Source organism: Streptomyces hazeniae (assembly GCF_031845485.1).
Lineage (GTDB): Bacteria > Actinomycetota > Actinomycetes > Streptomycetales > Streptomycetaceae > Streptomyces > Streptomyces hazeniae.
In genome coordinates this window covers 155,742-169,274 of sequence record NZ_JAVREQ010000014.1, presented here as the reverse complement: position 1 = coordinate 169,274, position 13,533 = coordinate 155,742, and the positions used below count along the sequence as shown (strand labels likewise).

The following is a 13,533-nucleotide window of genomic DNA, read 5'->3' as shown; positions in this document are numbered from 1 at the left end:
AGCGCCAGGTGCAGCATGACGATGGAGTCCTTGCCTCCGGAGAAGAGGATCACGGGGCGTTCGAACTCCCCGGCCACCTCCCGGAAGATGTGCACCGCCTCCGACTCCAACGCGTCCAGATGCGACAACGCGTACGGGTTGTCCGTGTCGTCCGACACCACGGTCGCGGACGTCATGCCAGTCCCCTTTCGGCGAGCAGCGCGTGGAGCGCGCCCGCTGATTCCTCGACGCTCTGCTGGTGCGCCTCGATCCGCAGGTCCGGGTCCGCGGGCACCTCGTACGGGTCGTCGACCCCGGTCAGCCCGGCGATCTCCCCGGCGGCCTGACGTGCGTAGAGACCCTTCACGTCCCGCTCGGAGCACACCTCCACCGGGGTGGAGACGTGCACCTCCAGGTACCCGGTTCCCGCCGCCTGGTGACGCTTGCGGACGGCCTCCCGGCTGTCCGCGTACGGGGCGATCACCGGGACGAGCGCCTTGACCCCGTTGGAGGCGAGGAGCTCGGCCACGAACCCGATCCGCTGCACATTAGTGTGCCGGTCCTCCTGAGAGAAACCGAGCCCGGCGGACAGGAAGGTCCGGATCTCGTCACCGTCCAGCACCTCCACCCGGTGACCCTCGCCGGCGAGGCGGTCCGCCAGCGCGCGGGCGATCGTGGTCTTCCCCGCACTGGGCAGGCCGGTGAGCCACACCGTGGCCCCCGTGTCCGTCAGGCTCATGCCCCTGCTCCCTGCAATCCTCGTCCGTCGGGCCGGCACGTCTCACACGTGCAGGCCGCACTCCGTCTTGTCGAAGCCGGACCAGCGCCCGGCGCGGGCGTCCTCGCCGTCCTGGACCCGGCGGGTGCAGGGCGCGCAGCCGATCGAGGCGTAGCCGTCGGACAGCAGCGGGTTGGTGAGAACTCCGTGCTCCGCAACGTAACGGTCCACGTCCTGTTGTGACCAACGGGCGATCGGGGAGATCTTGACCTTTTTCCGCCGGTCGTCCCAGCCGACCACGGGCGTGAGGGAGCGCAGCGGCGACTCCTCGCGCCGCAGTCCGGTGGCCCAGGCGTCGTAGCCACGCAGGGACTCCTCCAGCGGGAGCACCTTGCGCAGCGCGCAGCACAGGTCCGGGTCGCGGTCGTGCAGCCGGGCGCCCTGGCGCGCGTCCTGCTCGGCCACCGACTGCCGGGGTGTGACGGTGATCACCTCCACGTCCATCACGGCGGCCACCGCGTCCCGGGTGCCGATCGTCTCCGGGAAGTGGTAGCCGGTGTCGAGGAACACGACGTGGACGCCGGGCAGCGCGCGCGAGGCGAGGTGCGCGACGACGGCGTCCTCCATCGAGGAGGTCACGCAGAACCGGTGACCGAATGTGTCCGCGGCCCAGCGCATCACGTCCAGCGCGTCCGCGTCCTCCAGGGCGCGGCCCGCCTCCAGGGCGAGCCGGCGCAGTTCGGCCTTGCTGTGGCGTTGGGCCGGCAGGGACTCGCGTACGGGCTCCTGGGCGGTGGTCATGAGGTCTGGTCCCCTTCCGGGCCGTCGTCGGGCCGCAGGCCGGAGGCCAGCAGTCCGAGGAAAGAGAGCGTGAAGGCGCGGTTGCAGGAGCGGCATTCCCAGGCGTGTCCCGCCGCTCCGGCCCCGCGCGGCGTGCCGGGACGGCCCTCGGAGGGCCGCAGGTCCTCGTCTCCGCAGTACGGGCAGTAGTAGGGCGCCGCTCGCTCGCTCATGCGAGCACCCCCTCGTCGGCGCGGGCCGCCCACTGGGCGAATCGTTCGCCGTCCTCGCGCTGCTCGGCGTACGCGCGCAGCACACGCTCGATGTAGTCGGGCAGTTCGTCGGCGGTCACCTTCAGGCCGCGGACCTTGCGCCCGAAGCCGGGTTCCAGTCCCAGCGAGCCGCCCAGGTGCACCTGGTAGCCCTCGACCTGGTTGCCGTCCGCGTCGGTGACCAGCTGTCCCTTGAGGCCGATGTCCGCGACCTGGATGCGGGCGCAGGAGTTGGGGCAGCCGTTGAGGTTGATGGTGACGGGCTCGTCGAAGTCCGGCAGCCGCTGTTCCAGCTCGTCGATGAGGCGGGCGCCGCGGCCCTTGGTCTCGACGATGGCCAGCTTGCAGAACTCGATGCCGGTGCAGGCCATCGTGCCGCGCCGGAAGACCGACGGGGTGGTGGTCAGGTCCAGGGCCTCCAGCGCCTCGGTCAGCGAGGGGACCTGCTCCTGCTCCACGTCCAGGATGATCATCTTCTGTTCGACGGTGGTGCGGACCCGGCCGGAGCCGTGCGCCTCCGCGAGGTCGGCGATCTTGCCGAGGGTGGCGCCGTCCACCCGGCCGACGCGTGGCGCGAAACCGACGTAGTACCGGCCGTCCCGCTGCTCGTGGACGCCGACGTGGTCGCGCCAGCGCTGCACCGGCTGGGCGGGGGCCGGGCCGTCGGCCATCGTGCGCAGCAGGTACTCGTCCTCCAGGACCTGCCGGAACTTTTCCGGGCCCCAGTCGGCGACCAGGTACTTCAGCCGGGCACGGTTGCGCAGCCGCCGGTAGCCGTAGTCGCGGAAGATCGAGACGACGCCCTCGTGGACGTCCGCGACGTCCTCGATGGGCACCCAGGCGCCCAGGCGGACGCCAAGCTTCGGATTGGTGGACAGGCCGCCGCCGACCCACACGTCGAAGCCCGGGCCCAGCTCGGGGTGCTCCACGCCGACGAACGACACGTCGTTGATCTCGTGCACCACGTCCAGCACGGGCGAACCGGACACGGCGGACTTGAACTTGCGCGGCAGGTTCGAGTACGCCGGGTTGCCGACCACGCGGCGGGCGATCTCCTCCAGCGCCGGGGTGCCGTCGATGATCTCGTCCTTCGCGATACCGGCCACGGGCGACCCGAGGATCACGCGCGGCGTGTCGCCGCAGGCCTCGGTGGTGGACAGTCCCACGGACTCCAGTCGCCGCCAGATCTCCGGCATGTCCTCCACCCGGATCCAGTGGAACTGGACGTTCTGCCGGTCGGTGATGTCCGCGGTGCCGCGGGCGAACTCCTGGGACACCTCGCCGACGACGCGCAGCTGCGCGGTGGTGAGCCGGCCGCCGTCGATGCGGACGCGGAGCATGAAGTACTCGTCGTCCAGCTCCTCCGGCGCCAGGACGGCGGTCTTGCCACCGCTGATGCCGGGCTTCCGCTGGGTGTACAGCCCCCACCAGCGCATCCGTCCGCGCAGGTCGGCGCCGTCGATGGATTCGAAGCCGCGGTGCGCGTAGATCGTCTCGATGCGCCGGCGCACATGGAGACCGTCGTCGTCCTTCTTGGTCTGCTCGTTGCCGTTGAGCGGGGTGAAGTGCCCGGCTGCCCACTGGCCTTCGCCGCGGTGACGGCCGGCCTTGCGGCGGGGCCGTGCGGCGGCGGGGCGCTGAGGGGTGTCGGCCATGACGGTATGTCCTCCGGCTGCTTCACTGACGTTCGGATGCGTCGCGCGCGCCGCGGCTCGGGGTGCCGGAGCGCGCGCGACCGGCGCGCAGGCACGCGTGATGAGCGCACGCGGGCGCGCGGAAGGCTGCTACAGGGGTGACGGGCACGCGCTCGCGACGATGGGGGCGCGGTGCTCGGCGATCGGCGGTGCTGGGACTGTCAGCCCGCCGGACAGATGGCGCTGGACATGCGGCCGAGGTCGACGTGGCGTCGACTCACCAGGGCGATTCCAGCTCGGGACATGCCGAAAAGCGTGACATGCGCCGCGAGGCGCGTCCACTGCCTTCCGAAGTGTGGACACCGGCGTCTCGCATCCCGGGAATCGTGACCGGCGTCACACCGGGAGCCGGAATGATGCGGTGCCCGAGCGGGGGGTCAGGCGCCCGGCCACGGGCCGGGCGCCTCGTGTGCGGGTTCCTGCTCCGTGCGGGTGTCGAAGAGCCGGAAGCCGCGGCGCCGGTAGTTCTGCAGGGCGTAGGGGCCGTCCTTGCTGCAGGTGTGCACCCACACCCGCCGCGTCGGCCGGCGTTCCTGCCAGCGGGAGGCGAGATCCCAGGCCCGCGCCGTGCCGTACGACAGCAGGTGCCCGCCGACGCCCCGGCCGCGGAACGCGGGCAGGAGCCCGAAGTAACTGATCTCGACCACGCCGTCCGCCTGCCCGTCCAGCTCCACGAAACCGGCCGGCGTGCCGCGCTGCCACGCCACCCAGGTCTCCACCCCCGGACGCTCCAGGAACTCCGCCCAGCGGGAGCGCGGCCACGGCAACCGGTCCGTCCAGGTCACGTCGCCTCCCACGGCGGTGTAGAGGAAGCGGCTGAACTCCGGACTCGGCACCTCGGCCCGCACCGTCCGTATCCCGGACGCCTCGTCCGGGATACGAGAAGGCGTCAGGTCCTCGGGCGAGGTCTGCTCCAGCGACCAGGTGGTGACGGCGACCGTGTCCATGCGGCCATTGCACCATTCCGGGTCAGCCCGGGGGCCGGCGGCCGGATACGTTAAGCAGGTGCACGCCGAAGAACCCCCCGAGCGCTCCACGGGAGCACTGCGCAGAGCCCGTGCCGTCTACCGCAACGTCCCGAAGCGGAAGATGGCGTGGCTGCTGCTGAAGGACACCGTCAACTCCTGCATCGAGTACCGGGTCCTCGGGCTCGCCGCCGAGGCGGCGTTCTTCACCCTCATCTCCATCCCCCCGCTGCTCCTCGGCCTCATCGGGCTCATCGGCTACCTCGACGGCTGGTTCGACACCGACACCATCGACTCCATCCGGGACAACTTCCTCACCGCCGCCGAGGCGGTCCTCTCCGACCGCGGCGTCGACCAGGTGGCCCGGCCACTGATCGACGACGTCATCCGCGGCGGGCGCCCCGACGTGATCTCGATCGGCTTCGCCCTCGCCCTGTGGTCCGGATCCCGCGCCGTCAACGTCTTCATCGACACCATCACCGTCATGTACGGCCTGGACGGGCACCGCGGCATCGTCAAGACCCGGCTGCTCGCCTTCGTGCTCTACCTGGTCGCCCTCGTCATCGGCATGGTCGCGCTGCCGCTGATGGTCGCGGGGCCGGACGCGGTCATGCACCTGGTGCCGCAGACCGAGTGGCTGGTCAGGGTCTTCTACTGGCCGGTCGTGCTGCTGCTGTCCATCGTCTTCCTCACCACCCTCTACCACGTGTCGGTCCCGGTCCGCTCGCCCTGGCGCGAGGACATCCCCGGCGCGCTGGTCGCCCTGGTGATGTGGGTGCTCGGCAGCGCCCTGCTGCGCCTCTACCTCACCAACACCGTCGAGGGCCCCACCCTGTACGGCTCCCTCGCCGCACCGGTCGCCGTCCTGCTGTGGATCGGCGTCTCCGCCTTCGCCGTGCTGGTCGGCGCCGCCGTCAACGCCGCCATCGACCGGGTCTGGCCGTCCGTCGCCACCGCCGCGGCCCGCCGCGAGACCGAGGACGCCAGGGAGCAGGCCGCCGCCGAGATGATCCGCGCCGCCGAGGCGCGCCGCGCCATGCGCGACGCCGAGGGGGAGGGCGACGGCGACCAGAACCCGCCCGCCGAGTTCCCCGAGCGCTGGACCAGGTTCCTGCCGCCCGGCGACGTGCGGTCCCGGCTGCGCACCCGCGGTCCTCACGGCGGCACTCACGACGCTCACCACGACGATCACCACGGCGACCGGCACGCGAACGGCGACGGCGGCGGGCACCGCGCCGGGCCCGGCCCGGGGAACGGCACCGGGCCGGGCGACATGCGGGGCCGGGACTGACGTCCCGCGCGAAAACCCGTGGCACCGCCGGTGCGTCCGGACGTACGCTGCCCGGGCCCGAGGACACCCGGGTCCGCGACGCCGGACCGACGAGCGAAGGACAGGGAGGTGAGGACCGTGACGACGACTGCCGCCGCCGTGGGCCGCGCCCACACGCATCCGCCGACCCCCTCCCTCCCCGTGATCCCGGACTTCTCCCGCCGCCTCTGACGCGGCGCCCCGCAGGCGGCACGCCGCCGCCCGCCCCGGGATCACCCCTTCCGAAGGGCATCCCGTCTTGAACGACGTCCCGCACGACCCCCACGCCCCGCACGACCCCCACGCCCGGCACGGTCTCGCCCGCTTCGGCTGGAACGACGAGGTCGCCGACGCCTTCGTCCCGCACGCGGCCGCAGGGCTGCTCCCCGCACGCATCGCCCGCGTGGACCGTGGCCGCTGCGAGGCGATCACCCCGCACGGCACCGTCCACGCGGGCATCGAACCCGTCGCCACCCACGACCCCACCCGGTGGCTCACCACCGGCGACTGGGCCGCGATCGGCGACGACGCGCAGGGCCGGCCCGAGGTGAAGGCGATCCTGCCCCGCCGCACCGCGTTCCTCCGCTCCACCTCCTCCAAGCGGTCCGAGGGCCAGGTGCTCGCGGCCAACGTCGACCATGCCGTCGTCGCCGTGTCGCTCGCCGCCGAACTCGACCTCGGCCGCATCGAGCGCTTCGTCTCGCTCGCCTGGACCAGCGGTGCGCAGCCGCTGGTCCTGCTGACCAAGACCGACCTGGTGCCGGACCCCGACACCCTCGCGCACCTCGTCGCCGACACGGAGACCGTCGCCCCCGGCGTGCGTGTCCTGCCCGTCAGCTCCCGGACCGGAGAGGGCGTCGACCTGCTGCGGGCGCTCCTGACCGGGGGCAGCACCGTGCTGCTCGGCGTCTCCGGCGCCGGGAAGTCCACGCTGACGAACACCCTCGTCGGGCGGGAGGTGCAGCAGGTCAACACGATCCGCGACAGCGACGGCAAGGGCCGCCACACCACCACCGCCCGCGATCTGATCCCCCTCCCGGACGGCGGCGTCCTCATCGACACCCCGGGGCTGCGGGGCGTCGGACTCTGGGACGCGGGCGAAGGGCTGGAGCAGGCGTTCGCGGAGATCGAGGAGCTGGCCGCGCAGTGCCGCTTCCACGACTGCGGCCACCACTCCGAGCCCGGCTGCGCGGTCCTCGCCGCCATCGCCGACGGCTCCCTCCCCGAACGCCGCCTGGACAGCTACCGCAAGCTGCTCCGCGAGAACGAACGGCTGGCCGCCCGCACGGACGCCCGGCTGCGCGCCGAGCAGCGGCAGCGGTTCAAGCAGCGTCAGGCGACCGGGCGACACATGATGGAACGCAAACGCGGCCCCGCGGGGGGCCGTTCGCGGCGCGGCGGGGGCGGCGGCTCCGGCTGGTAGCGTCCGCCGCATGCCCGACCCGCACCGCCCCGCCGGCCGCCCCACACCCGGGCGCACGCCCGGCAGCACGCCGGGCCGCACGTCCGGGCGTGCTGCCGGGGCCGCCTTCGGGCCGCTGGAGTTCCAGCTCGTCCTGCTGCGGCGGATGGCCGACTTCCAGGCCGTGCGGGTCGAGGCGGCGCTGACCCGGCTGGACGTCGGGCGTGCGGAGATGCGGGAGGCCAACCGCCGCTGGCAGGCCATGATCCGCTCTCCGCGCGCCCGCGGCACCCTGACCCGCTACCGCTCCGTCCTCGGCCCGCCCGAGGCCGTCGTCCGCCGCAGGATCGGCGACCTCGACTGCGAGGCGCTGACCTGGCCGGTGCCGCTCTGGCCCGACCTGCGGTTCGAGGTGCTTGCCGCCGCCCGCGGGGCGGTGTGGAACGAGTGGCTGGTCCGGGCTCCCGGCGCGCCGCCGCCCCGGCTGCGCACGCTGGAGGACCTGGAGCCCTGGTCCTGCACCGTGGACGAGGCGGCGCGCGCGTTTCCGCCCGCCCGTCCGCGGGAGGGCTCCGCCCCGACCCGCTGGGGGCTCGACCTCACCGTCCCGGACGCCGCCGGGGAACGCCACGCGGTGACCGCCGAGTTCTGCTGGGGCCTGCTTCAGCGCCTGCCGAAAACCACTCCCGCCCGGAACGCGGGCGGCGTACGCTGAGGCGCATGAACCGACGACGACATTGAGTTTCCTCCGCCCCCGCGGTCCCGGCGTCCGAGCAGCGGCTCGTCCGCACGCTGTACGCCTCGGCCTTCCTGGAGGACTGCGTCCTCCTGTACCCGGTCTACGCGCTGCTGTTCTCGCGGACCGGGCTTTCCGGCGCCGAGATCTCCTCGCTGTTCGTGCTCTGGTCGGTGACCGGCCTCGCCCTGGAGATCCCCTCCGGCGTCTGGGCCGACCGGTTCTCCCGGCGACGCCTCCTGATGCTCGCGCCCGCGTTGTCCGGCGCGGGATTCGCACTGTGGACCTTCGCCCCCTCCTACGCCGCCTTCGCGGCGGGCTTCGTGCTGTGGGGTGCGGGCAGCGCGCTGCGGTCGGGCACGCTGGAGGCCCTGGTCTACGAGGAACTGGCCCGCTGCGGCGCGTCGGACCGCTACGCCCGCCGGATCGGCCGTTCGCGGGCCGTGGGTACCTGCGCCGAGGTGGCGGCCACCGCGGCGGCCGCACCGGTCCTCGCGGCAGGCGGCTACCAGGCGGTCGGCGTCGCCAGTGTGCTCGCCTGCGCGGCGGGCGTGCTCGTCGCCCGCACCTTCCCCGAGCACCGCACCCGCGTCGGCGGGACGCCGGCCGCCCCCGCCGACGTGGCGTCCGGCGTTCCGGTACCCGATAAGGGGAGGGCGCCTGCGGCGGCAGAGGGGGCCGCGGCGGCAGAGGAGGCCGAGGAGTCCTTCCGCGCCGTCCTCCGCCACGGGGTCGCCGAGATCCGCCACTCGCGTGCGGCACGCCGCGCCGTACTGCTGGTCGCGGTGCTGACCGGCTCGCTGGCGTACGACGAGTTCCTCTCCCTCTTCGCCGCCTCCACCGGAGTGGCCGACGCGACGGTGCCGCTGCTGGTGCTGCTCGTCTCGGCGGGCGCGGCGGTCGGGGAGTGGTTCGCGCACCGAGGCCACCGGCTGCTCGTTCCCGGCCTGGTCGTCTCCGGCGTGCTGCTGGCGCTCGGCGGACTCAGTGCCCACCCGGCCGGCATGGCGCTGATCGCCGTCGCCTACGGAGTCGCCCGCTGGTCCGCCACGGCCGCCGAGGCGCGCCTCCAGGCCCGGATCTCCGACCGGGCCCGGGCCACGGTCGGCTCGATGGCGGGCTTCGGCTCCGAGGTGATGGCGATCCTCGTCTTCGCCGCGTACGGCTTCGGCTCCACCTGGTCGCCGCCCGGCCCGCTCATCGCCGCCGCGGCCCTTCCGCCGCTGGCCGTCGCCCTGCTCCTCGGCCTCTCCCGGTCCGCCGACGCCGTGCGCCCCCGCACCGTCTCATGAGCGGGCCCGTCGGTCCGCGTATCCGTGCGCGCGGCGGGCACGGTCACGTCCGATTCCCGCTAGTGCAGGGGGTTCCCGGGCGCGCACACTGGAGCCCGTGACCACAGAAGACAGCAGGTACGAAGCGGTACGCAGCCGTGACGCGCGGTTCGACGGAGTGTTCTTCCTGGGCGTCACGAGCACCGGGATCTACTGCCGCCCGAGCTGCCCGGCCGTCACCCCGAAACGGGAGAACGTCCGGTTCCACCCCACCGCCGCGTCCGCGCAGGGCGCCGGTTTCCGAGCCTGCCGCCGCTGCCGGCCGGACGCCGTGCCCGGCTCGCCGGAGTGGGACGTGCGCGCCGACGTCGTCGGCCGGGCCATGCGGATGATCGGCGACGGCGTGGTGGACCGGGAGGGGGTCGCCGGGCTCGCCGCCCGCCTCGGGTACAGCGCCCGGCAGGTGCAGCGGCAGCTCACCGCCGAACTCGGCGCCGGACCCGTCGCACTGGCCCGCGCCCAGCGCGCCCACACCGCCCGCGTGCTCCTCCAGACCACGACCCTGCCGGTGACGGAGATCGCGTTCGCCGCCGGGTTCGCGAGCGTGCGGCAGTTCAACGACACGATCCGGGAGATCTACGACGCGACGCCGAGCGGCCTCCGCGCCGCACGGCGCGGCGGCCTCGGCTCCGCCGGTCCGGCGCCCGCCGCCGGGGACGACGGCGCAGCGGCGACGGGCGCGGGACCGTACGCCGGGGTCCCGCTGCGGCTCGCGTACCGGGGGCCGTACGCCGCCGGCCGCCTCCTCGACTTCCTCGCCCGCCGCGCCGTCCCCGGCATCGAGGAGGTGCGCGGCGAGGCCCCCGCACGCACCTACCGGCGCACCCTCGCCCTCGCCCACGGCACCGGTGTGGTCGAAGTCGACGAGCGCACCGGGGGCACCGCCTCGGGACGGCACGGCTGGCTGGACGCCCGGCTGCGCCTCACCGACCTGCGCGACCTGACCACGGCCGTGCAGCGCGTGCGCCGGCTGTTCGACCTGGACGCCGACCCGTACGCCGTCGCCGAACGCCTCGGCGGCGACCCGGCCCTCGGCCCGCTGCTCGCGGCGGACCCCGGTCTGCGGTCGCCCGGCGCGGCCGACGGCGACGAGATCGCCGTCCGCGCGGTGCTCGGCCAGCAGGTCACGGTCGCCGCCGCCCGTACGCTCGCCGGACGGCTCGTCGCCGCGCACGGCAAGCCGCTGCCCGTGCCGGACGGTGCGCTCACCCACCTCTTCCCCGAGCCCGGTGCGCTGGCCGACGCGCCGCTGGACGAACTGGGCATGCCCGGCAGCCGCAAGCGCACCCTGCGCACGCTCTCCGCCGCGCTGGCCGGCGGACGTCCCCCCGGCGCCGAGGGGGTGGCGGGCGCGGGAGGGCGGGGCCCGGTCGTCCTCGCGCCCGGCGCCGACCGCGAGGAGGCCGTCCGTGCCCTGCTCGCCCTCCCCGGCATCGGCCCGTGGACCGCCGACTACGTCCGCATGCGGGCGCTCGGCGACCCCGACGTCTTCCTGCCCGGCGACGTCGGCGTGCGGCACGGCCTCGCCGCCGTCGGCGCCGCGCCCGCCGCCGCCGACCGCTGGCGCCCCTGGCGCAGCTACGCCCTGCACCACCTCTGGAACGCCGCACGTCCCCGCGCCCTTGAGGAGAACACCTGATGCTGTACACCACCCACCCCACGCCCCTGGGCGACCTGCTGCTCGCCGGCCCCGAGCGCGGTGTGCTCGCCTGGATCTCCATGCCCGGCCAGAAGGGCGGCGCCGTCGTCGGCACCGGCTGGCGGCGCGACGACGAGGCGTTCCGCGACGCGCAGGAACAGTTCGACGCCTACTTCGCGGGCGACCTCAAGGAGTTCGACCTGGCCCACGCCACCACCGGCACCGTCTTCCGCGAGCGCGTCTGGGCGGCCCTGGACGAGATCCCGTACGGCTCGACCGTCACCTACGGCGCACTCGCCGAGATGGCCGGCGTCGACCGGAGGGCGGTGCGGGCGGTGGGCGGCGCCGTGGGCTCCAACCCGCTGACCGTCGTACACCCCTGCCACCGGGTGGTCGGGGCGAACGGCACGCTCACCGGCTTCGCGGGCGGCCTGGACCGCAAGCGCACGCTGCTCACCCTGGAGGGAGCGCTGCCCGCCCCGCTGTGAGGCACAGGCGCGGGGGACGGGGGCCGGGGGCCGGGGGACGCCTCAGTCCTCCAGTCCCCAACTGTGCACCCAGCGCGGGTGGATGCGGATGACCTCGTCGCTGAAGAACGGCCCCAGCTCGTGCGGCCCGGTCAGCAGCTCCGCCTCGCCCCGGATCTCCACGCCCCGCACCCGCCACGGCCGTACGCTCACCAGGTCGTCCACGACGAGGGAGAGCTTCGGGTTCCGCAGCAGGTTGCGCCACTTCTTCGTGTCGCCCATCGCCCGGCCGCCGATCAGCACGGTGCCGTCCTCCTGCGGGAAGAAGCCGACGGGATTGGCCTGCGGCTGCCCGTGCCCGTCGACGGTCGCGAGCCGGCCGAGCCGCTGCGAGGCCAGGTAGTCGCGCTCGGCCCCGGTCAACGGCTCCGGCGCGCGCCCCGATGTGTCCGTCATGCCGCCAGCCTCACACGCCGTCCGCCCTCGCGCATCGGCAGCCGGTCGTATGAGCGGTCCGCCGTTCGCCTCCGGTCGGGTGGTCCTTCCGTCCGAGGTCTTCCGGTCCGCCGCCGCACGACCACAATGGACGGATGAGCGATCAGGGGGAGGCGGACCGGCCCCGCCCGGCCGACGTGCCCGCAACCGGCGCCCGTCCGGAGCGGGAACGCGGTGTCGGGGGCGACACCTGGTGGGGCAGGCTGTACGACCCGGACGCGCCGGACACCGGCGGCTCCGGCGCGGCCGACACCATCGACGACCGGTTCGCCTCCGCCCGCGCGGTAGGCGCCTCCACGACGGGATCCTTGGCCCCGGCCCCTCCCGAAGAGGACGCCCCGGGCCTGGTCGACGGCGCCCCGGCCCCCTCACCCGCCCCGGCTCCGGAGGCTCCCGCCCCCGCGCCGCCACCCGCCCCGACGCCGCCGCCCGGCTCCGCGCCGCCACGCACTCCCGCGCCGTCATCCGCTTCGCCGGACCCCGTCGAGGCCGTGGACCCGCTGGGCGACGCGGGCCTGCCCGAGGCGGTGGACCCGGCTGCCCCGGTGGACGCCGTCGAGGCGGCCGACCCCGCGACCGACGACGCGGTGCCCGGCGACGCACCGCCCCGCGAGTCGGTGGGCCGCCCGCGCCGGGCACCCGCCCCGCCGCCCTCCCCGCGTCCCGCCGGTCGCACCCGGTGGCGCGGCATGCGCGGGGCCTTCGGGCCGGCCGTACGGCCGCCCGGTTACGCTGCGGCGCCGCGCCGGCTGCTCCAGCCTCCCGAGCCGGGCGTGCTGGCCGACGCCGACCCCGGGGCCCTGTCCGACCTGGTGCCGGACACGGTGCTGGACGGCGCCCGCCACGCCTCCCTGGTGCTGCGCGCCGTGTCCGCCCGCGGCGGCTCCGCCCGCCAGCGGGGCGAACCGCGCGGCGACGCGCTGCTCACCGCCTGCTTCGGCACCGGCCGCGAGGCGCTGCTCTTCGTCGCCGTGGCGAAGGGCGGCCCTCCCGGCAACGGGGGCGTGGCCGACGGGGGAGGCACGGGCTCCGTGCCCGCCGGCCGCCGCGCGGCGCGCGAACTCTGCCAGACGATCGGCGAGGCCGTCGGCCGCAGCCGCGCCCGCCTGGTGGAGGACATCGTCACGGACCGCCGCGCCACGCTGTCCAGCGGCCTGAAACGGCTCACCGACCGCTGCTACGGGCGGCTGCGCGCCCAGGCCGCGGCGCTCTCCCTCGCGCCCGACGCGTACCGCGCGGACCTGCGCTGCCTGCTGTTGCCGGCCGATCCGGACTGCGCGACCCGGGTCGTCTTCGGCACCGGCAGCGGGGGTCTCTTCCGCCTGCGCGACGGGGAGTGGACGGATCTGGAGCCGGTCGAGGAGCACGCCCCGCCCCCGCCGCGCCGAAGCGCGGTCCAGCTGCCCGACCCGCGGCTGCCGCGGGGCGAGGGTGATGAGGAGGACGGGGCGGAGCAGGGCGACGGCGCCGCCGGGCGGGCGCTCCCGCCCCCGTTCCGCTTCCGGGTGGTCGCCACCGAGCCGGGCGACGCGCTGCTGCTGTGCAGTGCCGGGCTCGCCGTGCCGCTGCGCGGGGACCCGGCCTTCGCGGACACGCTGGCCTCCCGGTGGGCGGGCGCGGACGAGCCGCCGGCACCGGCGACGTTCCTCACCGACGTCCAGGAGCCGGCTCCGGCCTACGGCGACGACCGCACGGCGGTCGCCGTCTGGCAGGTCCCCACCGGCTGAGCCCGTCGTGCCCCTCCGG

At 74.9% G+C, this 13,533-nt stretch carries 14 protein-coding genes and 1 pseudogene; 7 read left to right on the top strand and 8 right to left on the bottom strand.

Features of this window, described 5'->3' with window-relative positions:
* The 7 genes and pseudogenes from RM572_RS16990 to RM572_RS16965 all read right to left on the bottom strand — a co-directional run.
* A pseudogene (locus tag RM572_RS16990) lies at window positions 1-176 on the bottom strand (sulfate adenylyltransferase subunit CysD); the annotation flags it as partial.
* A complete protein-coding gene (gene cysC, locus RM572_RS16985; protein WP_027764868.1) occupies window positions 173-718 on the bottom strand; it encodes an adenylyl-sulfate kinase in 546 nt (181 codons plus the stop codon). The gene cysC and the pseudogene RM572_RS16990, both read right to left, overlap by 4 nt.
* A 42-nt stretch (window positions 719-760) precedes the next feature.
* A complete protein-coding gene (locus tag RM572_RS16980; protein WP_311674200.1) occupies window positions 761-1,498 on the bottom strand; it encodes a phosphoadenylyl-sulfate reductase in 738 nt (245 codons plus the stop codon).
* Complete coding sequence (locus RM572_RS16975) at window positions 1,495-1,710, bottom strand: hypothetical protein (RefSeq protein WP_311674199.1); 216 nt, start codon at window positions 1,708-1,710, stop codon at window positions 1,495-1,497. The genes RM572_RS16980 and RM572_RS16975 overlap by 4 nt, the downstream gene beginning before the upstream one ends.
* Window positions 1,707-3,404 (bottom strand): nitrite/sulfite reductase, encoded by a 1,698-nt coding sequence (locus RM572_RS16970; protein ID WP_311674198.1) that lies wholly within the window; start codon window positions 3,402-3,404, stop codon window positions 1,707-1,709. The genes RM572_RS16975 and RM572_RS16970 overlap by 4 nt, the downstream gene beginning before the upstream one ends.
* Before the next feature lie 200 nt (window positions 3,405-3,604).
* Window positions 3,605-3,688: a putative leader peptide gene (locus tag RM572_RS29780; RefSeq protein WP_309471194.1), complete on the bottom strand. Its 84-nt coding sequence runs from the start codon at window positions 3,686-3,688 to the stop codon at window positions 3,605-3,607.
* 132 nt (window positions 3,689-3,820) lie between these two features.
* Window positions 3,821-4,390 carry a GNAT family N-acetyltransferase gene (locus tag RM572_RS16965; protein ID WP_311674197.1) on the bottom strand — a complete coding sequence of 190 codons (570 nt, stop codon included), beginning with the start codon at window positions 4,388-4,390 and terminating at the stop codon, window positions 3,821-3,823.
* Window positions 4,391-4,448: 58 nt separating this feature from the next.
* Here RM572_RS16965 and RM572_RS16960 point away from each other — a divergent pair, with 58 nt between their 5' ends.
* From RM572_RS16960 to RM572_RS16935, 6 genes are all read left to right on the top strand, one after another.
* Entirely contained in the window at window positions 4,449-5,699 is a 1,251-nt protein-coding gene (locus RM572_RS16960; RefSeq protein WP_394813624.1) for a YihY/virulence factor BrkB family protein, read from the top strand.
* 277 nt (window positions 5,700-5,976) lie between these two features.
* Window positions 5,977-7,140, top strand: coding sequence for a ribosome small subunit-dependent GTPase A (rsgA, locus tag RM572_RS16955; protein WP_311674196.1), 1,164 nt, complete (start codon window positions 5,977-5,979; stop codon window positions 7,138-7,140).
* Window positions 7,141-7,150: 10 nt separating this feature from the next.
* Window positions 7,151-7,834, top strand: a complete 684-nt coding sequence (locus tag RM572_RS16950) for a hypothetical protein (protein ID WP_311674195.1) — start codon at window positions 7,151-7,153, stop codon at window positions 7,832-7,834.
* Window positions 7,835-7,911: 77 nt separating this feature from the next.
* On the top strand, window positions 7,912-9,147 hold the full coding sequence (locus RM572_RS16945; RefSeq protein ID WP_311674210.1) for an MFS transporter: 1,236 nt from the start codon (window positions 7,912-7,914) through the stop codon (window positions 9,145-9,147).
* A 97-nt stretch (window positions 9,148-9,244) separates the two neighbouring features.
* On the top strand, window positions 9,245-10,825 hold the full coding sequence (locus tag RM572_RS16940) for a DNA-3-methyladenine glycosylase 2 family protein (RefSeq protein ID WP_311674194.1): 1,581 nt from the start codon (window positions 9,245-9,247) through the stop codon (window positions 10,823-10,825).
* On the top strand, window positions 10,825-11,313 hold the full coding sequence (locus RM572_RS16935) for a methylated-DNA--[protein]-cysteine S-methyltransferase (RefSeq protein ID WP_311674193.1): 489 nt from the start codon (window positions 10,825-10,827) through the stop codon (window positions 11,311-11,313). The genes RM572_RS16940 and RM572_RS16935 overlap by 1 nt, the downstream gene beginning before the upstream one ends.
* A 42-nt stretch (window positions 11,314-11,355) precedes the next feature.
* Here RM572_RS16935 and RM572_RS16930 read toward each other — a convergent pair whose 3' ends face one another.
* A complete protein-coding gene (locus RM572_RS16930) occupies window positions 11,356-11,748 on the bottom strand; it encodes a PPOX class F420-dependent oxidoreductase (protein ID WP_051308578.1) in 393 nt (130 codons plus the stop codon).
* A gap of 134 nt (window positions 11,749-11,882) precedes the next feature.
* Here RM572_RS16930 and RM572_RS16925 point away from each other — a divergent pair, with 134 nt between their 5' ends.
* Window positions 11,883-13,514 (top strand): protein phosphatase 2C domain-containing protein, encoded by a 1,632-nt coding sequence (locus tag RM572_RS16925; protein WP_311674192.1) that lies wholly within the window; start codon window positions 11,883-11,885, stop codon window positions 13,512-13,514.
* Window positions 13,515-13,533: the final 19 nt, after the last annotated feature.

What these genes read in the sequence shown, in the direction of transcription:
- RM572_RS16970 (WP_311674198.1), bottom strand. Translation starts at nt 3,404, where the DNA reads ATGGCCGACACCCCTCAGCGCCCCGCCGCCGCACGGCCCCGCCGCAAG.
- RM572_RS29780 (WP_309471194.1), bottom strand. Translation starts at nt 3,688, where the DNA reads ATGTCCCGAGCTGGAATCGCCCTGGTGAGTCGACGCCACGTCGACCTC.
- RM572_RS16965 (WP_311674197.1), bottom strand. Translation starts at nt 4,390, where the DNA reads ATGGACACGGTCGCCGTCACCACCTGGTCGCTGGAGCAGACCTCGCCC.
- RM572_RS16950 (WP_311674195.1), top strand. Translation starts at nt 7,151, where the DNA reads ATGCCCGACCCGCACCGCCCCGCCGGCCGCCCCACACCCGGGCGCACG.
- RM572_RS16975 (WP_311674199.1), bottom strand. Translation starts at nt 1,710, where the DNA reads ATGAGCGAGCGAGCGGCGCCCTACTACTGCCCGTACTGCGGAGACGAG.
- RM572_RS16935 (WP_311674193.1), top strand. Translation starts at nt 10,825, where the DNA reads ATGCTGTACACCACCCACCCCACGCCCCTGGGCGACCTGCTGCTCGCC.
- cysC (WP_027764868.1), bottom strand. Translation starts at nt 718, where the DNA reads ATGAGCCTGACGGACACGGGGGCCACGGTGTGGCTCACCGGCCTGCCC.
- RM572_RS16925 (WP_311674192.1), top strand. Translation starts at nt 11,883, where the DNA reads ATGAGCGATCAGGGGGAGGCGGACCGGCCCCGCCCGGCCGACGTGCCC.
- RM572_RS16980 (WP_311674200.1), bottom strand. Translation starts at nt 1,498, where the DNA reads ATGACCACCGCCCAGGAGCCCGTACGCGAGTCCCTGCCGGCCCAACGC.
- RM572_RS16930 (WP_051308578.1), bottom strand. Translation starts at nt 11,748, where the DNA reads ATGACGGACACATCGGGGCGCGCGCCGGAGCCGTTGACCGGGGCCGAG.